This window comes from Pseudocitrobacter cyperus, assembly GCF_039889165.1.
Classification (GTDB): Bacteria; Pseudomonadota; Gammaproteobacteria; order Enterobacterales; family Enterobacteriaceae; genus Pseudocitrobacter; species Pseudocitrobacter cyperus.
Map to the genome: position 1 here is coordinate 134,593 of NZ_JAYMYY010000002.1, position 23,645 is coordinate 158,237.

The 23,645-nt window shown below is 54.7% G+C and carries 21 protein-coding genes; 5 read left to right on the forward strand and 16 right to left on the reverse strand.

Annotated features, from left to right (window positions below):
* Positions 1-30: 30 nt before the first annotated feature.
* The 14 genes from murG to leuO all read right to left on the reverse strand — a co-directional run bounded on the left by murG (position 31) and on the right by leuO (position 16,458).
* Positions 31-1,098: an undecaprenyldiphospho-muramoylpentapeptide beta-N-acetylglucosaminyltransferase gene (gene murG, locus VSR74_RS09430; protein WP_347794486.1), complete on the reverse strand. Its 1,068-nt coding sequence runs from the start codon at positions 1,096-1,098 to the stop codon at positions 31-33.
* Positions 1,095-2,339 (reverse strand): cell division protein FtsW, encoded by a 1,245-nt coding sequence (gene ftsW, locus VSR74_RS09435; RefSeq protein ID WP_347794487.1) that lies wholly within the window; start codon positions 2,337-2,339, stop codon positions 1,095-1,097. The genes murG and ftsW overlap by 4 nt, the downstream gene beginning before the upstream one ends.
* Positions 2,339-3,655, reverse strand: coding sequence for a UDP-N-acetylmuramoyl-L-alanine--D-glutamate ligase (gene murD / locus VSR74_RS09440; RefSeq protein ID WP_347794488.1), 1,317 nt, complete (start codon positions 3,653-3,655; stop codon positions 2,339-2,341). The genes ftsW and murD overlap by 1 nt, the downstream gene beginning before the upstream one ends.
* Before the next feature lie 2 nt (positions 3,656-3,657).
* Positions 3,658-4,740, reverse strand: coding sequence for a phospho-N-acetylmuramoyl-pentapeptide-transferase (mraY, locus tag VSR74_RS09445; RefSeq protein WP_347794489.1), 1,083 nt, complete (start codon positions 4,738-4,740; stop codon positions 3,658-3,660).
* Entirely contained in the window at positions 4,734-6,092 is a 1,359-nt protein-coding gene (gene murF, locus VSR74_RS09450; RefSeq protein WP_347794490.1) for a UDP-N-acetylmuramoyl-tripeptide--D-alanyl-D-alanine ligase, read from the reverse strand. Before murF ends, mraY begins: the two co-directional genes overlap by 7 nt.
* Complete coding sequence (murE, locus tag VSR74_RS09455; RefSeq protein WP_347794491.1) at positions 6,089-7,576, reverse strand: UDP-N-acetylmuramoyl-L-alanyl-D-glutamate--2,6-diaminopimelate ligase; 1,488 nt, start codon at positions 7,574-7,576, stop codon at positions 6,089-6,091. Before murE ends, murF begins: the two co-directional genes overlap by 4 nt.
* Positions 7,563-9,329, reverse strand: coding sequence for a peptidoglycan glycosyltransferase FtsI (gene ftsI, locus VSR74_RS09460; RefSeq protein ID WP_347794492.1), 1,767 nt, complete (start codon positions 9,327-9,329; stop codon positions 7,563-7,565). The genes murE and ftsI overlap by 14 nt, the downstream gene beginning before the upstream one ends.
* 15 nt (positions 9,330-9,344) lie before the next feature.
* Positions 9,345-9,710, reverse strand: coding sequence for a cell division protein FtsL (ftsL, locus tag VSR74_RS09465; protein WP_015965928.1), 366 nt, complete (start codon positions 9,708-9,710; stop codon positions 9,345-9,347).
* Positions 9,707-10,648: a 16S rRNA (cytosine(1402)-N(4))-methyltransferase RsmH gene (rsmH, locus tag VSR74_RS09470; RefSeq protein ID WP_347794493.1), complete on the reverse strand. Its 942-nt coding sequence runs from the start codon at positions 10,646-10,648 to the stop codon at positions 9,707-9,709. Before rsmH ends, ftsL begins: the two co-directional genes overlap by 4 nt.
* A 1-nt stretch (position 10,649) precedes the next feature.
* Entirely contained in the window at positions 10,650-11,108 is a 459-nt protein-coding gene (gene mraZ / locus VSR74_RS09475) for a division/cell wall cluster transcriptional repressor MraZ (protein ID WP_347794494.1), read from the reverse strand.
* Between the two features lie 590 nt (positions 11,109-11,698).
* Positions 11,699-12,703 (reverse strand): catabolite repressor/activator, encoded by a 1,005-nt coding sequence (cra, locus tag VSR74_RS09480; RefSeq protein ID WP_347794495.1) that lies wholly within the window; start codon positions 12,701-12,703, stop codon positions 11,699-11,701.
* Positions 12,704-12,880: 177 nt separating this feature from the next.
* On the reverse strand, positions 12,881-13,372 hold the full coding sequence (gene ilvN, locus VSR74_RS09485; RefSeq protein WP_015965932.1) for an acetolactate synthase small subunit: 492 nt from the start codon (positions 13,370-13,372) through the stop codon (positions 12,881-12,883).
* Between the two features lie 2 nt (positions 13,373-13,374).
* Positions 13,375-15,099 carry an acetolactate synthase 3 large subunit gene (gene ilvI, locus VSR74_RS09490; protein WP_347794496.1) on the reverse strand — a complete coding sequence of 575 codons (1,725 nt, stop codon included), beginning with the start codon at positions 15,097-15,099 and terminating at the stop codon, positions 13,375-13,377.
* Between the two features lie 390 nt (positions 15,100-15,489).
* On the reverse strand, positions 15,490-16,458 hold the full coding sequence (gene leuO / locus VSR74_RS09495; protein WP_347794497.1) for a transcriptional regulator LeuO: 969 nt from the start codon (positions 16,456-16,458) through the stop codon (positions 15,490-15,492).
* Between the two features lie 590 nt (positions 16,459-17,048).
* Here leuO and leuL point away from each other — a divergent pair.
* From leuL to leuD, 5 genes are all read left to right on the forward strand, one after another.
* The gene (leuL, locus tag VSR74_RS23235) at positions 17,049-17,144 is read left to right on the forward strand and encodes a leu operon leader peptide (protein ID WP_411914246.1); all 96 of its coding nucleotides are present in this window, start codon (positions 17,049-17,051) and stop codon (positions 17,142-17,144) included.
* A 90-nt stretch (positions 17,145-17,234) separates the two neighbouring features.
* Positions 17,235-18,806 carry a 2-isopropylmalate synthase gene (leuA, locus tag VSR74_RS09500; protein ID WP_347794498.1) on the forward strand — a complete coding sequence of 524 codons (1,572 nt, stop codon included), beginning with the start codon at positions 17,235-17,237 and terminating at the stop codon, positions 18,804-18,806.
* The gene (gene leuB, locus VSR74_RS09505; RefSeq protein WP_347794499.1) at positions 18,806-19,897 is read left to right on the forward strand and encodes a 3-isopropylmalate dehydrogenase; all 1,092 of its coding nucleotides are present in this window, start codon (positions 18,806-18,808) and stop codon (positions 19,895-19,897) included. The genes leuA and leuB overlap by 1 nt, the downstream gene beginning before the upstream one ends.
* Before the next feature lie 2 nt (positions 19,898-19,899).
* On the forward strand, positions 19,900-21,300 hold the full coding sequence (gene leuC / locus VSR74_RS09510) for a 3-isopropylmalate dehydratase large subunit (RefSeq protein WP_347794500.1): 1,401 nt from the start codon (positions 19,900-19,902) through the stop codon (positions 21,298-21,300).
* Positions 21,301-21,310: 10 nt separating this feature from the next.
* The gene (gene leuD / locus VSR74_RS09515) at positions 21,311-21,916 is read left to right on the forward strand and encodes a 3-isopropylmalate dehydratase small subunit (protein WP_347794501.1); all 606 of its coding nucleotides are present in this window, start codon (positions 21,311-21,313) and stop codon (positions 21,914-21,916) included.
* 185 nt (positions 21,917-22,101) lie between these two features.
* On the opposite strand, the gene VSR74_RS09520 is transcribed toward leuD, so the two are convergent.
* Together VSR74_RS09520 and VSR74_RS09525 are read right to left on the reverse strand one after the other, a co-directional pair.
* Complete coding sequence (locus tag VSR74_RS09520; RefSeq protein ID WP_347794502.1) at positions 22,102-22,308, reverse strand: hypothetical protein; 207 nt, start codon at positions 22,306-22,308, stop codon at positions 22,102-22,104.
* A 136-nt stretch (positions 22,309-22,444) separates the two neighbouring features.
* Complete coding sequence (locus tag VSR74_RS09525) at positions 22,445-23,623, reverse strand: sugar efflux transporter (RefSeq protein ID WP_347794503.1); 1,179 nt, start codon at positions 23,621-23,623, stop codon at positions 22,445-22,447.
* Between the last annotated feature and the right edge of the window lie 22 nt (positions 23,624-23,645).

Sequence of the window (23,645 nt, forward strand, 5' to 3'; positions counted from 1 at the left end):
ATTCGTGCAGCGCAACGCGCGCCGCGAGGGTTAAGCCTGAGCTGCCAGGCTCACTTCTTTTGCTACTCGCTCTGTTGCATCCGGGATCGCCGCCGCGCGTGCGCGCTCTGCCATTTCCAGCAGGGTTTTGCGATCCCAATGTTCGAGCGTGGTGGCAACCGCTTCAGCGGTAAACTGCGGTTGCTCATAAATTTTTGCCGCGCCAGCCTGCTCCAGCGGCAAGGCATTCCAGTACTGCTGACGGTCTTTATGCTGGAACGGCACAAAGATAGCGGGCAGACCCGCCGCAGCGATTTCGCTGACGGTCAGCGCGCCGGAACGGCACACCACCACATCAGCCCAGGCATACGCAGCCGCCATGTCATCGATAAACTCGGTGACTTTATGCTGCGGCTCGCCCGCGTCCTCATAGGCCTGTTCAACAGTTTGCTGCGCCCCTTTACCGCTCTGATGCCAGATGGTAATGGTTTCGCCCAGTTTCGATGCTACCTGCGGCAGCGTCTGGTTGAGAATGCGCGCCCCCTGCGAACCGCCGACGACCAATACGCGTACCGGCCCTTCGCGACCAGCAAGACGCTGTTCCGGCAGCGGCAGCGCCAGCACATCCACGCGAACCGGGTTGCCTACCACTTCCGCATCAGGGAATGCGCCAGGAAACGCCTGCATCACTTTCTTCGCAATCTTCGCCAGCCATTTGTTGGTCAGGCCTGCAATGCCATTTTGCTCGTGCAGCACGACGGGAATACCCAGCGACCACGCCGCAAGGCCACCAGGCCCGGAGACATAACCGCCCATCCCCAGCACCACATCCGGCTTAAAACGCTTCATGATTGCGCGCGCCTGACGCCAGGCGTTGAAGATACGCAACGGTGCCAGCAGCAGCGCTTTCACGCCTTTGCCACGTAAACCGGAGATGCTAATAAAATCGATATCAATACCGTGTTTCGGTACGAGATCCGCTTCCATACGATCAGCGGTACCCAGCCAGCGTACTTGCCAGCCCTGGTCCATTAAATGGTGCGCAACCGCCAGCCCGGGGAACACATGCCCGCCGGTACCGCCAGCCATCACCATTAACCGCTTCGTTTCACCACTCATCTGGAACCTCGGGTAAACGCCTGGGCTTTTTCCAGACGTGTTTCATAATCGATACGTAACAAGAACATAATCGCCGTCGACATAATCAGCAGGCTGGAACCGCCGTAACTGATTAATGGCAGTGTCAAACCTTTGGTCGGCAACATACCGGCGGCGGCACCAACGTTTACCAGCGCCTGGAAGCTGAACCACACGCCAATGGCGCAGGCCAAAAAGCCGGCAAATCGCTGGTTGATTTCCAGTGCTTTTCGGCCAATGGACATGGCGCGGAAAGCGACGAAGAATACCATTAAAAGCGCCAGTACCACACCGATATAACCGAGCTCCTCGCCGATAATGGCGAAGATGAAGTCGGTGTGCGCTTCCGGCAGATACTCCAGTTTCTGGACGGAGTTACCAAGCCCCTGCCCCCACATCTCACCGCGCCCGAAAGCCATCAATGATTGGGTAAGCTGATAACCGCTGCCGAAAGGATCTTCCCACGGGTTCCAGAACGACGTAACACGGCGGATACGGTAAGGTTCAGCAAGGATCAGCAGCACCACCGCTGAAATCCCCATACCGATAATCGCGATGAACTGCCACAGCTTTGCGCCAGCCAGGAACAGCATCGCCAGCGTGGTGACAAACAGCACCACCACCGTCCCAAGGTCAGGCTGCGCCAGCAGTAAAATCGCCAGCACAAAAATGACGCCCATCGGCTTTAAGAAGCCGCGCAGGTTATTACGCACTTCATCGGCTTTACGCACCAGGTAGTTGGCGATATAGCAGAACAGGGACAGCTTGGTAAACTCCGCCGGCTGAATACGCAGCGGGCCGAAGGCAATCCAGCGCGATGCCCCGTTAACCGAGCTACCAACTACCAGTACAATCAATAGCATGACGATAGAGGCAATCAGCATTGAGGTGCTGTAGCGCTGCCAGAACTCCATCGGCAGGCGCAGCGTGATCATCGCCAGGGCGAACGCCAGCACGATATAGAGACCATCACGTTTGGCGAACAGGAAAGGATCGTTCGCCAGGCGCTGCCCGACAGGCATCGATGCCGATGTCACCATAATGAAGCCGATCGCCGCCAGGCCAAAAGTCAGCCACAACAGAGTGCGATCGTACATAACCAGGCTATCGGAATCCTGCTCCCGCGAGCCCATTACCCAGCCTTTTAATGCCGCATACACCCATGCCAGGATGGAAAACCCTGGCATACGAGGCATTTTCAGGCGCGGGAGGGATAAACGCATCAACCTAACTCCTTCGCCAGGCGCGTAAAGATATCGCCGCGCTGCTCAAAACTTTTAAATTGATCGAGGCTGGCGCAGGCCGGAGACAGCAGCACCATATCGCCCGCCTTCAGTTGCGGCGCAATGGCGCGCATCGCCTGTTCCATCGTTTCCGTTTGGGCAGCGACGTCAGGGCGCAATGCGGCAAGTTCAGCGCCGTCGCGACCAAAGCAATAAAGACGAATGTTGTCGCCGCTCAGATAACGCGCCAGTGGGCTGAAATCTGCGGATTTCCCATCGCCGCCCAGCAGCAGCCAGAGCGTACCGTCAACGTGCAGGCCATTGAGCGCCGCTTCAGTACTGCCTACGTTGGTCGCTTTCGAGTCGTTGATCCAGCGAACACCATTGTGATTGAGCACCACCTGGAAACGGTGCGCCAGACCCGCAAAGGTAGTCAGCGCCTTCAGGCTACTGGCTCGCGGCAGGCCAACAGCATCCGCCAGCGCCAGCGCCGCCAAGGCATTGCTGTAGTTATGCTGGCCGGTCAGGGACATCTCTTTGACATTCAGGACTTTTTCCCCCTTAACCCGCAGCCAGGTCTCACCCTGCTGGCGGTTGAGGTGGTAATCGCCCACATCAATGCCGAAGCTGACGCAGCGTTCATCAGCCCCGCGAATCGGCATGGTCAACGCATCATCGGCATTCACCACACAGGTTTTAGCATTTTCATAGACCCGCAGTTTGGCCGCGCGATACTGCTGCAGGCCAAACGGGTAGCGATCCATATGATCTTCAGTGACGTTAAGAATGGTTGCCGCCGCAGCCTGTAAGCTGGAGGTGGTTTCCAGTTGGAAGCTGGAGAGTTCCAGAACATAGAGTTCGCGCGTCGGATCGAGCAGCATTAACGCGGGCAAGCCAATGTTGCCGCCAACGCCCACATTGACACCCGCCGCTTTCGCCATCTCGCCCACCAGCGTGGTCACGGTACTTTTGCCGTTTGAACCGGTGATCGCCACAATTGGCGCCTGCGCTTCGCGGCAGAAGAGTTCGATGTCGCCGACAATCTCCACGCCAGCATCCGCGGCAGCACTTAAAGAGGGATGCGCCAGCGCGATACCCGGGCTTGCGACAATTAAATCCGCGGCCAGCAGCCAGTCATCATTCAGGCTACCAACATAACGCTCAACCTCTTCCGGCAGTTTATCCAGCCCAGGGGGAGTGGCTCGCGTATCCATTACGCGCGGCGTTACGCCACGCGCCATGAAGAAATCGACGCAGGAGAGCCCGGTCAAACCAAGACCGATAATGACAACATTTTTACCCTGGTAATCTGCCATGATTAACGTACCTTCAGCGTAGCCAGGCCAATCAGCACCAGCATCAGCGAAATAATCCAGAAGCGCACGATCACGCGCGGTTCCGGCCAGCCTTTCAGTTCATAGTGGTGGTGAATCGGCGCCATACGGAAGATACGCTGACCGCGCAGCTTGAAGGAACCGACCTGCAAAATCACCGACAGCGTTTCAACCACAAACACGCCGCCCATAATCACCAACAGAAACTCCTGACGCAGCAGCACGGCGATAATGCCTAATGCGCCACCCAGCGCCAGCGAACCGACATCGCCCATAAAGACTTGTGCCGGATAGGTGTTGAACCACAGAAAGCCCAGCCCTGCCCCGACAATCGCGGTGCAGACAATAACCAGTTCCCCGGCGTGTCGCAGATAAGGAATGTGCAGATAGTTGGCGAAGTTCATGTTCCCGGTAGCCCATGCCACCAGCGCAAAACCACCAGCGACGAAGACGGTTGGCATAATCGCCAGGCCATCCAGGCCATCGGTCAGGTTGACCGCGTTACCGGTGCCGACCACCACAAAGTAAGCCAGCAGAACGTAGAACAGGCCAAGCTGCGGCATCACATCTTTAAAGAACGGCACCACAAGTTGTGTGGCTGGCGTATCTTTGCCTGCCAGATACAGCGCGAACGCCACGCCCAGCGCAATCACCGACATCCAGAAATATTTCCAGCGCGCAATCAGGCCTTTCGTGTCTTTACGCACCACTTTGCGATAGTCATCGACAAAACCAATAATGCCGTAGCCGACCAGCACCACCAGCACACACCAGACGTATGGGTTGGACGGATAAGCCCACAGCAGCACGGAAACCACAATCGCGGTGAGGATCATGATCCCGCCCATCGTCGGCGTACCGCGTTTGCTGAAATGCGATTCCGGGCCGTCGTTACGCACAACCTGACCAAAGGAGAGTTTCTGTAAATGGGCAATCATGCGCGGGCCCATCCACAACGAGATGAACAGCGCGGTCAGCAGGCTGACAATGGCGCGAAACGTCAGATAAGAAAAGACGTTAAAGCCGGAATAATATTTGACCAAATGTTCGGCCAGCCAAACTAACATGTCCCGTTCTCCTGTAATGCGCGTACTACCTCTTCCATGGCGGCACTACGTGATCCTTTCACCAGAATGGTGAGGGTTTGTTGTTCATTAATCAGCGTTTTAAGACGCGCAATAGCTGCCGCTTTATCAGCGAAGTGCTCGCCAACGCCGCTGGCAGAACTGATTGCCTGACTCAATTTACCTACGCTTAAGACTTTATCGATGCCCGCCGCTTTCGCCGCTTCACCCACCTGCTTGTGGCAGGCTTCGCTTTCTGCGCCCAATTCAGCCATATCGCCCACCACCAGTACGCGATAGCCCGGCATCTCTTCGAGCACCTGCACCGCAGCGGTCATTGAGCCCACGTTGGCGTTATAGGAGTCGTCGAGCAGCAATTGTGTGTCGCTCAGATGGATGGGGAACAGACGTCCCGGAACGGAAGTCAGCTTCGCCAGCCCGGCCTTCACCGCGCCTAAATTCGCGCCAACGGCCATCGCCAGCGCCGTTGCGGCAAGCGCGTTGGCGATATTGTGGCGTCCCGGCAGCGGCAGCAATACATCCGCACTTCCGGTCGGGGTTTGCAGCGTAAATTCGGTACCATGGCTGGTAACGTGAATATTGGTCGCCGTGAAGTCGCTGTTCGCCGCATTCGGTGAGAAGCGCCACACTTTGCGGGAACCAATAATTGCCTGCCAGTTCAGCCAGTCGTTGTTGTCCGCATTGAGGATCGCAATACCGTTAACCGGCAGGCCGGTGAAGATCTCACCTTTGGCTTTTGCCACGCCGGCAAGCGAACCAAATCCTTCCAGGTGCGCCGCCGCCAGGTTATTCACCAGCGCCGCTTCCGGGCGAGTCAGGCTCACCGTCCAGGCGATTTCACCCTGATGGTTGGCGCCCAGTTCAATCACCGCATATTCATGTTCTTTTGTCAGGCGCAGCAATGTCATCGGCACACCGATGTCATTGTTGAGGTTGCCTGCGGTATAAAGCGTGTTGCCGCACTGCCCAAGAATGGCAGCCGTCATCTCTTTGACCGAGGTTTTACCGGAGGAGCCTGTCAGCGCGACGACGCGCGTTGGCACCTGCTGGCGAACCCACGCCGCCAGTTCACCGAACGCCAGACGGGTATCTTTCACCACCAGTTGCGGCAGATCGATATCCAGTTTACGGCTGACTAACAGCGCGCCCGCGCCGCCCTCTTTCGCTTTTTCAACGAAATCGTGGGCATCGAAACGCTCGCCTTTCAGAGCCACAAACAGGCAGCCCGGCGTTAATTTGCGCGTATCGGTGGTGACATCGTCGATACGCAGGTCAGAACCGTTCAGTTCACCGTGCAGGATGCCAGCCAGTTCGCTAAGCGTTACGCTAATCATGCGATGACTCCCAGCAGACGCGCTGCGGTTACACGGTCGGAATAGTCGAGACGTTGAGTCCCGACAATTTGATAATCTTCATGGCCTTTACCGGCCAGCAGCACCAGGTCATCAGGTTTCGCCTGCATGATGGCGTTAGTGACCGCTTGCGCACGTCCTTCCACTACTTTGGCGTGGCCGGCGTCAAGCATGCCCGCCAGGATGTCGTTGATGATAGCGCGCGGCTCTTCGGTACGCGGGTTATCATCAGTTACCACCGCGATATCCGCAAATTGCTCGGCAATCGCGCCCATCAGCGGACGTTTGCCTTTATCGCGATCGCCACCGCAGCCGAAGACGCACCACAGTTTGCCTGTACAGTGCAGGCGCGCCGCTTCGAGCGCTTTTTCCAGCGCATCCGGCGTATGGGCATAATCGACAACCACCGTCGGTTTACCCGGCGCGCTAAACACTTCCATACGGCCACAAACTGGTTGCAGGCGGGAGGCGGTTTTCAGCAGTTCCGCCAGCGGATAACCCAGCGCCAGCAGCGTCGCCAGCGCCAGCAACAGGTTGCTGACGTTGAACGCACCCATCAGGCGGCTTTCGATTTCGCCGTCACCCCAGGTGGAACTAAAGCGGATAGTCGCGCCGCTGTCGTGATAGTTCACCTCGGTCGCTTTTAACCAGCGTCCATGGCAGTTAGGGTTGATATGATCTTCCATTGACACCGCAACCGCGCCCGGCAGTTTTGCCAGCCAGCGGCGACCCACTTCATCGTCGGCGTTCACAATCGCCTGGCCGCAGTGGTGCGTGGAGTAAAGCAGCCATTTCGCCGCTTCGTAATGTTCCATATCACCATGATAATCAAGGTGATCGCGGCTCAGGTTGGTAAACACAGAAGCGACAAATTTCAGTGCCGCCACGCGGTGCTGTACCAGCCCGTGGGAAGAAACTTCCATTGCCGCCAGCGTCGCGCCCTGATCGGCAAGGCCGGACAGCACGTGCTGAACATCAACCGCTGAACCGGTGGTATTTTCCGTTGGGATCACATTACCCAGCAGACCGTTACCCACCGTCCCCATCACCGCGCTGGTTTCGCCCAGCAACTGGCCCCACTGCGCCAGCAGTTGGGTGGTGGTGGTTTTACCGTTAGTGCCGGTAACGCCGACGAGGCGCAGCCGCTCAGACGGCTCATGGTAAAAACGCCCTGCCAGGGCCGACAAACGTTCGTTTAACTGGCTGAGGTAGATAACCGGGACACCGTGCATTTCACGGATGTCGCCATCGGCCGCTTCATCTTTTGCCTCGGCTATAATGGCAGCGACACCTTGCGCAATTGCCTGCGGGATATAACGACGCCCGTCCGCCTGATGACCTACCACCGCCACGAAGAGATCGCCCGATGCAGCCACACGGCTGTCGAGTGTCATCTCTCGCAGTGTTCGCTCCGGCGCATTTGGCACCCACGGAGCGAGAAGGTCGCGCAAATTACGATCTGCCACCTGTTCCCTCGCCTTGATTAATCACAAATTCACTTTTTTCGCCCGTTGCCAGCGCGTCCGGCTCAATGTTCATGGTGCGCAGAACGCCGCCCATGATGGCACCGAAGACCGGCGCGGAAACGGCGCCGCCGTAGTATTTACCTGCCTGCGGGTCATTGATGACCACCACCAGCGCAAAACGCGGCTGGCTGGCTGGCGCGACGCCCGCGGTGTAAGCAATATATTTGTTGATGTAACGCCCGTCTGGCCCTACTTTTTTCGCCGTACCGGTTTTAATAGCGATGCGATAGCCTTTGATCGCCGCTTTCACGCCGCCGCCGCCAGGCAGCGCCACGCTTTCCATCATGTGCACGACGGTACGGACAATGGATTCCGGGAAGATACGTTCACCAGGAACCGGAGGGTCAACTTTGGTTATCGACAGCGGGCGGTAGATACCGTAGCTGCCTATCGTTGCGTAGACTCGCGCTAACTGTAACGGCGTTACCATTAGCCCGTAGCCGAAAGAGAAGGTGGCCCTCTCTATGTCAGACCACCGTTGTTTTTGAGGATATAAGCCACTGCGTTCTCCGACCAACCCCAAATTGGTCGCTTTTCCCAGCCCAAAACGTGAGTAAGTATCTACTAACGCTGAGGACGGCATCGCTAACGCCAGCTTGGAAACACCGACGTTACTCGACTTCTGTAAAACCCCGGTCAGGGTCAATTCGCTATAACGCGCCACGTCTTTAATTTCGTGACCGTTAATTCGGTAAGGAATGGTATTCAGCACGGTATTTTCGCGCACCACGCCGCGCTGCAAGGCGGTCATCACCACCATCGGTTTAACCGTTGAACCCGGTTCAAACACGTCAGTGATGGCGCGGTTACGCATGGTGTCTTTTGCCGTACCGGAGAAGTTATTCGGGTTATAGGATGGGCTGTTGGCCATCGCCAGCACTTCGCCGGTGTTCACATCCACCAGCACCGCGCTACCTGATTCCGCTTTGTTAAATGCCACGGCGTTGTTCAGTTCGCGGTAAACCAGCGCCTGAAGACGCTCATCAATACTCAGGGCAAGGTTATGCGCCGCCTGGCTGTCCGTTGAGGAGATATCCTCAATCACGCGGCCGTAGCGGTCTTTACGCACAATACGTTCGCCCGGTTGCCCGGTCAGCCACTTATCAAAGCTCTTCTCAACACCCTCGATCCCCTGGCTATCGACGTTAGTGAAGCCAATGAGATGGGAAGTCACTTCGCCTGACGGATAGTAACGGCGCGACTCTTCACGCAGATGAATACCCGGCAGTTTGAGTTTTTTGATGTAGTCCGCCATGTCTGGGTTCACCTGGCGGGCAAGATAGATAAAGCGCCCTTTCGGGTTGGCATTGATACGGTTCGCGAGCTGATCGAGCGGCAGATTCAGCGCGGTAGAGAGGGCATTCCAGCGGTCGCCAACGCTAACACCACCGGCATCATGCACCTCTTTCGGGTCAGCCCAGATGGCTTTTACCGGCACGCTCACCGCCAGAGGACGGCCGGAGCGGTCAGTAATCATGCCACGGGATGTAGAGACTTCCTGCACACGCAGGGAACGCATATCCCCCTGGCGCACCAGCATATCCGGATTGATTATCTGCAACCAGGCGACACGCCCCAGCAAAAGCCCCAGTGCCACCAGAATACAGCCGCAAAGCAACGCAAAACGCCAACTGATAAAGTTGGCCTGTTCTTCCTGACGTTTTGGTTTAAGCGTCTTTCCCGCTGCTTTCATGCGTTGCGATAATCCTTATTTCTGTACAACTATGTTTTCTTTTGACGGATCAACATGTTGCATTTGCAACTTTTCCGTAGCGATACGCTCAACCCGGCTATGATCGCCGAGGGCGTTCTCTTCTAAAATCAGGTTGCGCCATTCGATATCCAGCGCATCGCGTTCCAGCACCAACTGCTCACGCTGCGCAGTTAACAGACGGGTATGGTGCGCCGTCGTCACCACGGTGACTGCCGTAACAATGATGCAAATGAACAGACAGAGTGGCAGCTTCCCAAACCGCAAAAGATCGTCTCCGATTACGCCAGGCAAGGCATGGCGCTCGTTACTTCCAATCGATCCCTTAACTTTGCTTAGGGCTTCTGTCACTCTGCTGATCATGCGTTCGTCCTTTCTGCGATACGCAGTACTGAACTACGGGCACGTGGATTTTCAGCCACTTCTTCTTCGTCCGGCATCAACTTGCCTAGCGCTCGCAAATGACGGCCACCCAGCTTCCTGAGTTGCTCTTCGGTCATCGGTAACCCTGCCGGAACCTGCGGGCCGCGGCTTTGTTCACGCATAAAGCGTTTCACAATGCGGTCTTCCAGCGAGTGGAAACTAATAATCGACAGCCGCCCACCCGGGGCCAGCACGTCGAGCGAGCCTTTTAGCGCCTGCTCTATCTCCTCCAGTTCACTGTTCACCCAGATGCGCACCGCCTGGAAGGTACGGGTCGCGGGATGTTTGAATTTGTCTTTCACCGGCATCGCCGCAGCAACCACTTCCGCCAGTTCTTTGGTGCGGGTCATGGGCTCAACGCGGTTGCGCTCAACGATGGCGCGGGCAATACGTTTGCCAAAACGCTCTTCGCCGTAGGTTTTAATCACCCAGGCGATATCCGCTTCGTCCGCCGTTTGCAGCCATTCGGCGGCAGACTGGCCGCGCGTTGGATCCATACGCATATCCAGCGGCCCGTCGCGCATAAAGGAGAAGCCGCGTTCAGCATCGTCAAGCTGCGGTGAAGAGACGCCAAGATCGAGCAAAATGCCGTCGATCTTGCCTGTAAGTTCGCGCTCACTAACATAATCAGCCAGCGCAGAGAAAGGGCCATGAATGATGGAGAAGCGAGGATCATCAATGGTGTTTGCTACGGCAATAGCCTGCGGGTCGCGATCGATAGCCAGCAGTCTACCCTGCTCGCCAAGCTGCGAGAGGATAAGACGCGAGTGGCCACCGCGACCAAAAGTGCCATCAATGTAGATACCATCCGGACGGATATTCAGGCCGTTGACGGCGTCGTCCAGTAGTACCGTTTTATGTTTAAAAGTTTCCATCATTTTATAAGGACAAATCCTGCAACCGCTCCGAAAGCGCTCCTGAAGCGGTTTGCTCAGCGTCGATATCTTCCCTGACCTGTTGATACCAGGTCGTTTCATCCCACAGTTCAAATTTGTTGAACTGCCCGACCAGCATCACTTCTTTTGTCAACCCGGCATGTTGCCGTAAGACCGGTGCGATCAAGAGTCGCCCGGCGTTATCCATTTGGCATTCGCTGGCATGCCCTAACAACAACCGCTGCACGCGGCGTTCTACGGGATTCATGCTCGACAAACGCGAGAGTTTTTGCTCGATGATTTCCCATTCGGGCAGGGGGTAAAGCAGCAGGCATGGGTGATGGATGTCAATGGTGCACACCATTTGACAGGTAGCATTCTCAATCAGCGCATCCCGATACCGGGTAGGGACGGCTAAACGCCCCTTGCTGTCGAGATTAACTAACGTTGCCCCGCGGAACATGCCAGCTTTCCCCCTTCTCGCCACTTTAACCCACAAATTCCCACCTAAAGGAGTTTACGGAGCAGAGGAAAAGCTTGTCAAGCCAGCATCAATGCCAACGGAGGCTAAAATCCCACTCTTTGCGGCCATTAATAGCCCCGATTAAATTCAATACACCTGTCGAGGCAAATTAACGTCATGAATATGTGTAAGAAAAAAACTCAACAAATCCGTAACATTTTAAGGTCACTAAATATCATCAATAGAATATATAAAGTGTCAGTTTGCGACGCGAGCGGCATTTTAGGACATTCTGAAGGCCGTTAACAGTCCTTGTTTTGCGTAACAGTGGTATTTAAAAGGCCTGCCAGGTCTGGCTTTGCGGGTCGAAGGATGAAGTGTTTGTTATTTCAGCATTCAGAGGGGGGAATGTAACAAAATAATTCACTGGTGACGTATTTTTACTTTCTATTTACTTCGATGATTTAGCTTTCCACCCTTTATGCAGGGGTTGAAATTAAATCCTAAGAAAAATGAGGAATTATCTGAATAATATATGCTGGCTAATTATTTGGCGATGGAGGCAATAAAAACCGCCACCGCCAGATTATTTAACGACGGCTCAGACTGCCCCGACGGTAAAGATTACGGCGGATCCGGCTCAAACCAGGCTTCGGTTTGCGTGGTTCATCGAGGCTTGCCAGCACAATTTCCAGCACACGCTCGGCAACATCGCGGTGGCGTTGCGCTACGGCCAGCACCGGACATTGCAGGAAATCGAGCAGTTCGTTATCGCCAAAGGTAGCAATCGCCAGTTCGGAAGGCAGTTTACCTTCGCGGCGCAGCGTCACGTCCATCACGCCCTGTAACAATGCAAAAGAGGTCGTGAACAGCGCTTCCGGCATCGGATGCGTCTCAAGCCACTTTTCAAACAGCGCTGCCGCCGCTTCACGTTCGTAGCTGTTCGCATAGAGGAAGTGCACTTCACGCGGATCGTCCTTCCACGCGGTACGGAAGCCTTGCTCACGCAGGAAACTGACGGAGAGTTCCGGCAATGCGCCTAAATAAAGGACGGTTTCCGCAGGGAACTTACGCAGCTCTTCCGCCAGCATCTCGGCGTCATCCTGATCGGCACCGACAACGCTGGTGAAGTGTTCACGATCCAGCGCGCGATCCAGCGCGACAATCGGGAAGGAGTCATTAGCCCAGCGCTGATAAAAAGGATGCTCCGGCGGCAGAGCCGTTGAAACGATGATGGCATCGACCTGGCGCTGCAACAGATGCTCAATACAACGCATCTCGTTGTCCGGCTGATCTTCCGAACAGGCGATCAGGAGTTGATAACCGCGCTGGCGCGCCTGACGTTCCAGGTAATTAGCAATGCGGGTGTAGCTGGTGTTTTCCAGATCGGGGATCACCAGACCGATGGAACGTGTGCGTCCCGCACGTAACCCGGCAGCGACCGCGTTTGGATGGTAGTTATGCTCGCGCACCACGGCCATCACTTTTTCGACTGTTTTGTCACTGACGCGATACTGCTTGGCCTTACCGTTAATCACATAGCTGGCGGTGGTACGTGACACACCGGCAAGCCGGGCGATTTCATCCAGTTTCACAATTGCCCCTTGCTTGAATAGTACAATCCATAACCATTGTTAAATCATGGAATAAAATTTATAACATCTAAACGCAGAATGCGGACGGCGGCAATAGCTTTTGTTCGCAGTTATTGCCCGTTTCGCAAAAAAAAGCCCAACACAACGCTGGGCTACGTAAAACCGATGACTTTCGGGCTAGCGCATGATCTTATCGCCGCGCGACAGCCCGACCACGCCGGAGCGGGCCACTTCAACAATTCGGGCGACATCACGCAGAGAAGCGAGGAAGGCGTCCAGCTTGTCGCTGGTACCCGCCAGTTGAACGGTATAAATAGACGGTGTGACGTCGATAATCTGCCCGCGGAAGATTTCCGTGTTGCGTTTCACTTCGTCTCGTCCATAGCCGCTGGCCTGCACTTTCACCAGCATAATTTCGCGCTCAACATAGGCACCCTGGCCAATTTCATTCACCCGCAGCACATCCACCAGCTTATGCAGTTGCTTTTCAATTTGCTCGATGGCTTTGTCGTCGCCGACGGTCTGGATGGTCATGCGCGAAAGAGTGGGATCGTCGGTCGGTGCAACGGTCAGGCTCTCAATGTTGTAGCCACGCTGCGAAAAGAGGCCAATCACGCGCGACAGCGCCCCTGACTCGTTTTCCAGTAATACAGATAATATCCGGCGCATAATCAGGTTCTCTCCGTTTTACTCAACCACATCTCGTCCATTCCGCCACCGCGAATATGCATCGGATAGACATGCTCACTGCCATCAACCGCCACATCGACAAACACCAGACGATTGTTGCGCACCTGCTCCAGCGCTTCCGTCAGTTTGCTTTCCAGCTCGTCAGGTGTGGTGATACGTATTCCCACGTGACCATAGGCTTCCGCCAGGCGAACAAAGTCAGGCAACGATTGCATATAGGATTGCGAGTGCCGGCCGGAGTAAATCATGTCCTGCCACTGCTTCACCATGCCGAGATAACCATTGTTGAGGTTCAGCACCAGCACCGGCAGGTTGTATTGCAAGGCGGTGGAGAGTTCCTGAATGTTCATCTGGATACTGCCATCGCCGGTTACGCAGACCACCGTTTCATCTGGCAGCGCCATTTTCACGCCCAGCGCGGCAGGCAGACCAAAGCCCATCGTGCCGAGTCCACCGGAGTTTATCCAGCGGCGCGGCTTATCAAATGGATAATAGAGCGCAGCGAACATCTGATGCTGACCGACATCCGAGGTGACGTATGCCTTCCCCTCCGTCAGGCGCCAGATCGTGTCAATGACCGCCTGGGGTTTGATCTGATCGCTGTTTTTGTCGTAGCTCAGGCAATGACGCGCGCGCCACTGCTCGATCTGCCGCCACCAGTCGCGGATCTCATCCAGCGGCTGCTGTATCTCTTCCTGGCTCAGCAGTTCCAGCATCTGCTCCAGCACCAGCCGCGCATCGCCGACGATCGGAATATCCGCCGCAACGGTTTTTGAGATCGAGGTAGGATCGATATCGATGTGCAGCACGGTGGCATCCGGGCAGTACTTGGCCAGATTATTGGTGGTGCGATCGTCAAAACGCACGCCAACGGCGAAGATCACATCGGAATGGTGCATCGTCATGTTGGCTTCGTAGGTGCCGTGCATGCCCAGCATACCCAACGCCTGCTGATGCGTGGCCGGGAACGCGCCAAGCCCCATCAGCGATGACGCCACTGGCAGATTCAGTTTTTCAATGAGCGCGCGTAACTGTTCATGGCACCCGGCGTTGACTGCCCCACCGCCCACATACACCACCGGTTTTTTCGCCGCAATCAGCGTTTGCAGGGCTCGCTTAATTTGCCCCTTATGCCCGGTGGTGGTCGGATTATAGGAGCGCATGCTCACCGCATCCGGATAGTGGTAAGGCATTTTGTTCGCCGGGTTGAGAATATCTTTCGGGAGATCGACCACCACCGGGCCCGGGCGACCGCTTGCCGCCAGCCAGAAGGCTTTTTTCAGCACGCCTGGAATATCTTCCGTCTGCTTCACCAGGAAGCTGTGTTTTACCACCGGGCGGGAGATCCCCACCATGTCACACTCCTGAAAGGCATCGTAGCCAATCAGCGATGTGGCGACCTGACCAGAAAGCACGACCAGTGGAATAGAGTCCATATAGGCCGTCGCGATACCGGTAATGGCGTTAGTTGCCCCCGGGCCGGACGTCACCAGAACGACGCCCACTTCCCCGGTAGCCCTGGCAAGACCGTCTGCCATATGAACCGCCGCCTGCTCATGGCGAACCAGCACATGATCGATTCCCCCTACCGTATGCAGCGCATCGTAGATATCGAGCACCGCGCCCCCAGGGTAGCCAAAGACCTGCTTTACGCCCTGATCGATTAACGACCGGACGACCATCTCGGCGCCAGACAACATCTCCATGGTTTGCCTCCAGGCTAAATTTTTATGATGGCAGAACTCATTTCCGCGCAATCATGCATCGCGGGCAGAGAAACGCCTGCGCATGCTTATGTCATTACCATAACGAAATAACATAACCGCTCAACATCGGGCAGGCAATCGGCGTAACTACGGAGCCAGCAACAGAAAAAAGAGGAAAAAAAGGGAATTAACCGTAAAGATGGTGGATTCGTTCAGTGATAAGAAAAGCGTGTCGCAGATACATGGAGGAATGGCATTTTTACAGCAAAACATCCATTTTTTTCCTTGCGTCACCCACCCCTTGCGGATAACAACAGAATAAAATTCCCTATTTTTACTGTATGACAAAATAAACCGGATACCTGCATATCCGGTTATTATTCAGATAAATTAGTGGCGACAAACATTTACCAACAGCTCTTCCATCCACTGATGACCGCGGTCGCGCCCGGCGGCTTCATGCCATGAGAGATAGCAAGTACGGCTATTAAGCTTCATTGGCAACGGCAGTACCTGTAGTTCCAGTTTCTCAGAAAACTCTTCCGCCAGCCAACGCGGTGCAATGGCCACCATATTCGTTTGTGAAACCACATTTAATACGCTTATCAGCGCCATTCCCTGATAGGCAATTCGGCTTTGTTTATCCGGCGTGTCATACCACGGCTGGCTGAAAGATGCATAACGATCCAGTGCAACAACGGCATGTTCTTCCTGATAAACGCTACTTTCTGTTAATGGCCCGTTTATACGTGGATTTTTCTTGCTGGCAACTAATACCATTTCATCATTAAATAAAGGCACGCAGGCAAACTCCGGGCGACGGAACTCTTCATACCCCAGAACAAATTCTATTTCCTGATAACGAAGCTGATGCTCGGTATTCTGATTTAACGATGACTTAAAGACTAAATGGATATTGGGTGCTACTTCCGCAACGCGATTAAAAATAATCGACGTTAAATAGTTATCCAGCGGGCTGCAGACACACAGATTAAAGATTCGTTCACTGCTGATGGGTTCAAAACCCGAACCCGGCAACTCATTTTGTACCAGTTGCAAGGCCTGACGCACGGAACCGAAGAGCTGAAATGCGCGCGCGGTCGGCTGGATACCACGGCCATAACGTACAAATAACTCATCATTAAACATCACTTTCAGACGCGCAACAGCGTTACTCACTGCGGGCTGCGACATCCCTAACATGTGAGCGGCGCGAGTGATATTTTGTTCCTGCATTACGGCATCAAACACAGTCAGCAAATTGAGATCAACCATTCGAAGCTGCGGTTTAGAGCTTTCATGAAGACCAACATTACGTGGCTCTGGTTTGCTTATAACGCTTTCTGACTCCACTGTCATACTAAACTCCCTTTGCAAAATCGCAGTAATATATTATGACAATATGATTTACCATGCATATAAGATCCAAAAAAGAGAAAATGATAAAATTAGGAATTTATAAAGACCGGTTTCTTGCCAGGGTGCCTGACAATAAAACCGGGACTCATAACGAAAAACTAATGATACATAGTGTACTCATAGATTTGCTAAATAAACAACAGCACGAATAATTAACGACACTTTAAGTATTATTAAAGTGTTATATTCTTAATTTATATTTTTTAACGTTTCCTTAGCAAGTTAGATTACGAAACATTCACTAAATGAATATATTCTAAAAATTAAGTCTATTGAATCAGAGTGATAAGCATCATGCCCTGTTATCGCAACATCGTAAAAAATTACAAAAAAATATTTTCATATGCGTCTGGATATAAAAATCGTTACCGCTGCTTAAAACGATCCTCTGGATTTTGTGATCTCCATCAGCACAATTAGCTAATGCACACGCCCCTCAGACGACGCTTAGAAGACCCTTTTGATAAACAAGGGTTGACATCAATCATCATATCCAGTACCACTAAAAGCATATCGAATTTACCTGGAGCATGACGACAATGATCCGCAGCACTCGTTTCATCAGCCTACTACTACTAAACGCCTCATTTGTGCGCGGTGGGCTGGTGGACGACGTTAAGCGTTAAGTCATCTTCCAGTAAGACGAAACCCGCGCCATTGCGCGGGTTTTTTTTCGCTCGTAGCAAGGCGCCCCTGGTAAACTAAGGACCTCAAACATGAGCCAACAAGTCATTATCTTCGATACCACCTTACGTGATGGTGAACAGGCGTTACAGGCAAGCCTGAGTGTGAAAGAAAAACTGCAGATTGCCTTAGCCCTTGAGCGTATGGGCGTCGATGTGATGGAAGTCGGATTTCCGGTCTCTTCACCGGGTGACTTCGAATCCGTACAGACTATTGCGCGCAACATCAAAAATAGCCGCGTCTGTGCGCTGGCTCGTTGTGTCGAGCATGACATTGACGTTGCAGCAGAATCCCTGAAAGTAGCAGAAGCGTTCCGTATCCATACTTTTATCGCCACCTCGCCGATGCATATTGCCACTAAACTGCGCAGTACGCTGGATGAAGTGATTGAACGCGCGGTATACATGGTGAAACGCGCCCGCAATTATACCGACGACGTTGAGTTCTCCTGTGAAGATGCTGGCCGGACACCCATCGATCAGTTAGCACGTGTGGTAGAAGCGGCCATTAATGCCGGTGCGACCACCATCAACATCCCTGACACCGTTGGCTACACCATGCCGTTCGAATTTGGCAATATCATCACTGGCCTGTATGAACGCGTGCCGAACATCGATAAAGCGATTATCTCCGTTCACACCCATGACGATTTAGGCCTGGCTGTCGGCAACTCTATCGCTGCAGTCCATGCCGGTGCCCGTCAGGTTGAAGGCGCGATGAACGGTATCGGCGAACGCGCCGGTAACTGCTCGCTGGAAGAGGTGATCATGGCGATTAAGGTGCGCAAGGATATCCTGAACCTGCATACCAACATCAACCACAACGAAATCTGGCGCACCAGCCAGACGGTCAGCCAGATCTGCAACATGCCGATTCCGGCCAACAAAGCGATCATTGGCAGCGGCGCCTTCGCGCACTCCTCCGGTATTCACCAGGACGGCGTACTGAAAAACCGCGAAAACTACGAAATCATGACCCCGGAATCCATCGGCCTGAATCAGGTACAACTGAACCTGACTTCCCGCTCTGGCCGTGCCGCTGTAAAACACCGCATGGACGAGATGGGCTACAAAGAGACCGACTACAGCATGGATCACCTGTACGACGCCTTCCTGAAGCTGGCGGACAAAAAAGGCCAGGTCTTCGATTACGACCTGGAAGCGCTGGCGTTCATCAACAAGCAGCAGGAAGAGCCGGAGCATTTCCGCCTGGATTACTTCAGCGTGCAGTCAGGCTCCAGCGATATCGCCACCGCCTCGGTCAAACTGGCCTGCGGCGATGAAGTGAAAGCCGAAGCCGCCAACGGCAATGGCCCGGTCGACGCCATTTACCAGGCGATTAACCGTATCACGCAATACGACATCGAACTGGTGAAATACGGCCTGAGCGCCAAAGGCCACGGCAAAGATGCGCTGGGTCAGGTGGATATCGTCGTTACCCATAACGGTCGTCGCTTCCACGGCGTTGGCCTGGCGACGGACATCGTTGAATCTTCCGCGAAAGCGATGGTTCACGTCCTGAATAACATCTGGCGCGCCGCCGAAGTTGAAAAAGAGTTGCAACGCAAAGCTCAGAATAACGAGAACAACAAGGAAACCGTGTAATGTCGAAGAATTACCATATTGCTGTGTTACCGGGTGATGGTATTGGCCCGGAAGTGATGACACAGGCATTGAAAGTACTGGAAGCCATCCGTCAGCGTTTTGATATGCGCATCACCACCAGCCACTATGATGTGGGCGGTGTCGCGATTGATAATCACGGTACGCCGCTGCCGAAAGCCACCGTGGAAGGTTGCGAGCAGGCTGACGCCGTGCTGTTTGGCTCCGTTGGCGGCCCGAAATGGGAACATTTGCCGCCGAACGATCAGCCCGAGCGCGGCGCGCTGCTGCCGTTGCGTAAACACTTCAAACTGTTCAGCAACCTGCGTCCGGCGAAACTGTACCAGGGGCTGGAGGAGTTCTGCCCGCTGCGCGCCGATATCGCCGCTAACGGCTTCGACATTCTGTGCGTGCGTGAACTGACCGGCGGTATCTATTTCGGCCAGCCGAAAGGCCGCGAGGGCAGCGGTCAGTACGAAAAAGCGTTTGATACCGAGGTGTATCACCGCTTTGAAATTGAACGTATCGCCCGTATTGCCTTTGAATCTGCGCGTAAACGTCGTCGCAAAGTGACCTCAATTGATAAGTCCAACGTGTTGCAGTCCTCTATTTTGTGGCGCGAAATCGTCAGCGAAATTAGCCGCGAATATGCAGACGTTGAACTGAACCATATGTACATCGACAACGCCACCATGCAGATGATCAAAGATCCGTCGCAGTTTGACGTGGTGCTGTGCTCCAACCTGTTCGGCGACATTCTCTCTGACGAATGCGCGATGATAACCGGCTCAATGGGCATGCTGCCTTCCGCCAGCCTGAATGAACAAGGTTTTGGCCTGTATGAACCCGCGGGCGGCTCTGCGCCGGATATCGCCGGGAAAAACATCGCCAACCCGATCGCCCAGATCCTGTCGCTGGCGCTGCTGCTGCGCTACAGCCTGGACGCGAACGACGCGGCGGATGCCATTGAAAACGCGATCAACCGTGCGCTGGAAGAAGGTATCCGCACCGGTGATTTGGCTCGCGGCGGCGCGGCGGTCAGTACCGATGAAATGGGCGATATTGTGGCCCGCTATATCGCTGAAGGGGTGTAATCATGGCAAAGACACTGTATGAAAAATTGTTCGATGCCCATGTGGTTTATGAAGCCCCCAGCGAAACGCCGCTGCTGTACATCGACCGTCACCTGGTGCATGAAGTGACGTCCCCACAGGCGTTTGATGGCCTGCGCGCGCACAATCGCCCGGTGCGTCAGCCGGGTAAAACCTTCGCCACCATGGATCACAACGTCTCAACGCAGACTAAAGATATCAATGCGTCCGGCGAGATGGCCCGCATTCAGATGCAGGAACTGATTAAAAACTGCAAAGCGTTTGGTGTAGAGCTTTATGATTTGAATCACCCATACCAGGGCATTGTGCACGTCATGGGGCCGGAACAGGGCATCACTCTGCCTGGCATGACGATTGTCTGCGGCGACTCTCACACCGCGACACACGGCGCATTTGGCGCACTGGCATTTGGCATCGGCACCTCCGAAGTGGAGCATGTGCTGGCGACGCAAACCCTGAAACAGGGTCGCGCCAAAACCATGAAGATTGAAGTCAAAGGCACCGCAGCACCAGGTATCACCGCGAAAGACATCGTGCTGGCGATTATCGGCAAAACCGGCAGCGCGGGCGGCACCGGCCATGTGGTCGAGTTCTGCGGCGACGCTATCCGTGCCCTGAGCATGGAAGGCCGCATGACCCTGTGCAACATGGCAATCGAAATGGGGGCGAAAGCGGGCCTGGTTGCGCCGGATGAAACCACCTTTAACTACGTCAAAGGTCGGCTGCATGCGCCAAAAGAGAAAGATTTTGACGACGCCGTCGCATACTGGAAAACCCTGCACACAGATGAAGGCGCTCAATTTGACGCAACCGTCACCCTGCAGGCCGAAGAGATTGCCCCGCAGGTGACCTGGGGGACTAACCCGGGCCAGGTGATTTCTGTGAATGACATCATTCCCGATCCGGCGTCATTTACCGATCCGGTTGAACGCGCATCAGCGGAAAAAGCGCTGGCCTATATGGGTCTGAAATCAGGCGTACCGCTGACGGAAGTAGCTGTCGATAAAGTATTTATTGGTTCCTGTACCAACTCACGCATCGAAGATTTGCGCGCGGCGGCGGAGATTGCCAAAGGGCGTAAAGTCGCGCCGGGCGTGCAGGCGCTGGTTGTGCCAGGCTCCGGCCCGGTAAAAGCGCAGGCGGAAGCGGAAGGGCTCGATAAGATCTTTATCGAAGCAGGCTTTGAGTGGCGCTTGCCGGGCTGCTCCATGTGCCTGGCGATGAACAACGACCGTCTGAACCCGGGCGAGCGCTGCGCATCCACCAGCAACCGTAACTTTGAAGGCCGTCAGGGCCGCGGCGGACGCACCCATCTGGTCAGCCCGGCAATGGCAGCAGCGGCAGCCGTTACCGGTCACTTCGCCGATATTCGCAGTCTGAAATAAGGAAACCATCATGGCAGAGAAATTTACCCAACATACCGGGCTGGTGGTTCCGCTGGACGCGGCGAACGTCGATACCGACGCCATCATTCCAAAGCAGTTTTTGCAGAAGGTAACGCGCACCGGTTTTGGCGCGCACCTGTTCAACGACTGGCGCTTCCTCGACGATAAAGGCGAACAGCCGAACCCGGAATTTGTGCTGAACTTCCCGGTTTATAAAGGCGCGTCGATTCTGCTGGCGCGAGAAAACTTTGGCTGTGGCTCCTCGCGTGAGCACGCCCCCTGGGCGCTGACCGATTACGGTTTTAAGGTGGTTATCGCCCCGAGCTTCGCTGATATTTTCTACGGCAACAGTTTTAACAATCAGTTGCTGCCGGTGACGCTGAGTGACGCACAGGTTGATGAACTGTTCGCGCTGGTGCAGGCGAATCCGGGCATCACCTTTGAGGTGGATCTGGAAGCGCAGGTGGTGAAAGCGGGCGATAAAACCTACAGCTTTAAGATTGATGACTTCCGCCGCCACTGCATGCTGAACGGCCTGGACAGCATCGGCCTGACGCTGCAACACGAAGACGCCATTTCGGCGTATGAGAATAAGCAGCCGGCGTTTATGCGCTAGTACTTCCCTGACGTAAGTAAAACCCGGTGAAAGAGCCGCACCGGGTTTTTATTTTATCTCTCAACGGGAAAGTCAGACGCATCAGATAGCGCCACGCAGGAGGCGGGTTCTCCGCCCACAATATCGCAATCACGATACTCTCCCCCGCTCTGCCTCACCGGAAAATGGCTGACATTTGATAGCCCTTAGCAGCCAGTGACATCTCCGCCAACGACCTGGCAATCCCGGTATTGCCCATTGCTTTGTTCAATCGGAAAATGGTTGGCATTGGCGAGCCCCGAACAGTGCGTGGCCTCCCCTCCACTCAGCATGCAGGAACGGTACGCCGCTTCGGCGCAGGAGATCGCCGAAATGGATATAACCAACGATAAAATCAGCAATTTATTCATCATCCTTCCTCTGGCTCATGTTTAAGCAATAGCCAGAGGATAAGGCATTTTCCTGCAGAAAAGTGGGCCGATACGACGATTCGGAATACATCAAGATAATGACAGCCAGCATCCTGCCTCCATGCAGGGCATACCTGAATCACACGTCTTTCACCCGGCTGGTCATAAACAGCGTCACCAGCGAAATCGCGGCAATTACCCAGTACACCATCCCGTGACCAAAACTCTGCGCGATGGCTCCCTGAATCACCCCCGCCAGAATCACGCCCGTTGATATGCTATTGGTAAACAGCGTTGTCGCTGACCCCGCGCGCCCCGGCATTAAATCCTGGAACCACAGCATGCCGATCCCGGCGACGATGCCAATGAACACCGCATTAAATAGCTGTAAAATCAGCAGTGCCGTTTCGCTGTGGAACAGAATCAACCCCACGTAGAACAGTACGCCAAAGGCTACCGATGTCACCATCATCCGCCGCTTGCCGAAGCGTTTAACGTAGTAGCCCGCAAGGATCATCGCCGGAATTTCCAGCCCGGCTGCGGTGCCCATCAGGATCCCTGCCAGTTTATCCGGCAGGCCGAGATCGCTGCTGATCCACAGCGGCATGTCGATGATATACATGGTGTTGCATGTCCACATCAGCGTTGAGGCGATAAACAGCATCCGCACGTTGGGATCTTTCCAGCCGCTGACCTGGGTGATTTCAACGTCCGCCGCCTGCTCAACACGCGCCACAGACGGCAGCATTAGCGTAATCATCGCCAGGCTGATGGCAAAAATCCCGGCGGCAATCGCGAACATCATCGTAAAGCCGTAATTCAGCGCCAGCATAAACGCCAGCGGCGGGCCAATTACCCACGCCAGAGAAAGCTGCGCACGCATCACCGAACTGAACATCACCACTTCCCGCGCCGAGCTGTCTGCATACTCACGCGCCAGTGCAAAAAGCTGTGGCATCGCGGCATTGGCGATAGACGCCAGCAGCACGCCGCAGGTGATCAAGGTTAAATAGTGACGATTGAAGGCGAACAGCAGCGCATTTCCCACCGCCATCAGGCAGCAGAACATAATCAACTTGCGACGATCGCCCTGACTGTCAGATCGTTTTGCCAGCCACAGGCTGACCAGGATCCCGGCGATAGCATTAACCGTATAAAACAGCCCCACCCAGAACGGCTGTGCGCCCACTTCCCGGCTGAGAAACAGACTGAGCGTCGGCGCCTGTAACGCCCCGGCAACGCCCATCATAAACGCCACCAGCATAAAGGCCGCGTAGACACCGTTGAGACGTCGTCCCATCGTCATAATCCAGAGCATGAGAGATCCTTTAGCGCACGAG

Coding starts and splice junctions, on each gene's coding strand:
- murG (WP_347794486.1), bottom strand. CDS start 1,098: ATGAGTGGTGAAACGAAGCGGTTAATGGTGATGGCTGGCGGTACCGGC.
- ftsW (WP_347794487.1), bottom strand. CDS start 2,339: ATGCGTTTATCCCTCCCGCGCCTGAAAATGCCTCGTATGCCAGGGTTT.
- murD (WP_347794488.1), bottom strand. CDS start 3,655: ATGGCAGATTACCAGGGTAAAAATGTTGTCATTATCGGTCTTGGTTTG.
- mraY (WP_347794489.1), bottom strand. CDS start 4,740: ATGTTAGTTTGGCTGGCCGAACATTTGGTCAAATATTATTCCGGCTTT.
- murF (WP_347794490.1), bottom strand. CDS start 6,092: ATGATTAGCGTAACGCTTAGCGAACTGGCTGGCATCCTGCACGGTGAA.
- ftsI (WP_347794492.1), bottom strand. CDS start 9,329: ATGAAAGCAGCGGGAAAGACGCTTAAACCAAAACGTCAGGAAGAACAG.
- ftsL (WP_015965928.1), bottom strand. CDS start 9,710: ATGATCAGCAGAGTGACAGAAGCCCTAAGCAAAGTTAAGGGATCGATT.
- rsmH (WP_347794493.1), bottom strand. CDS start 10,648: ATGATGGAAACTTTTAAACATAAAACGGTACTACTGGACGACGCCGTC.
- mraZ (WP_347794494.1), bottom strand. CDS start 11,108: ATGTTCCGCGGGGCAACGTTAGTTAATCTCGACAGCAAGGGGCGTTTA.
- ilvN (WP_015965932.1), bottom strand. CDS start 13,372: ATGCGCCGGATATTATCTGTATTACTGGAAAACGAGTCAGGGGCGCTG.
- ilvI (WP_347794496.1), bottom strand. CDS start 15,099: ATGGAGATGTTGTCTGGCGCCGAGATGGTCGTCCGGTCGTTAATCGAT.
- leuO (WP_347794497.1), bottom strand. CDS start 16,458: ATGACAGTGGAGTCAGAAAGCGTTATAAGCAAACCAGAGCCACGTAAT.
- leuL (WP_411914246.1), top strand. CDS start 17,049: ATGACGACAATGATCCGCAGCACTCGTTTCATCAGCCTACTACTACTA.
- leuA (WP_347794498.1), top strand. CDS start 17,235: ATGAGCCAACAAGTCATTATCTTCGATACCACCTTACGTGATGGTGAA.
- leuB (WP_347794499.1), top strand. CDS start 18,806: ATGTCGAAGAATTACCATATTGCTGTGTTACCGGGTGATGGTATTGGC.
- leuC (WP_347794500.1), top strand. CDS start 19,900: ATGGCAAAGACACTGTATGAAAAATTGTTCGATGCCCATGTGGTTTAT.
- leuD (WP_347794501.1), top strand. CDS start 21,311: ATGGCAGAGAAATTTACCCAACATACCGGGCTGGTGGTTCCGCTGGAC.
- VSR74_RS09520 (WP_347794502.1), bottom strand. CDS start 22,308: ATGATGAATAAATTGCTGATTTTATCGTTGGTTATATCCATTTCGGCG.
- VSR74_RS09525 (WP_347794503.1), bottom strand. CDS start 23,623: ATGCTCTGGATTATGACGATGGGACGACGTCTCAACGGTGTCTACGCG.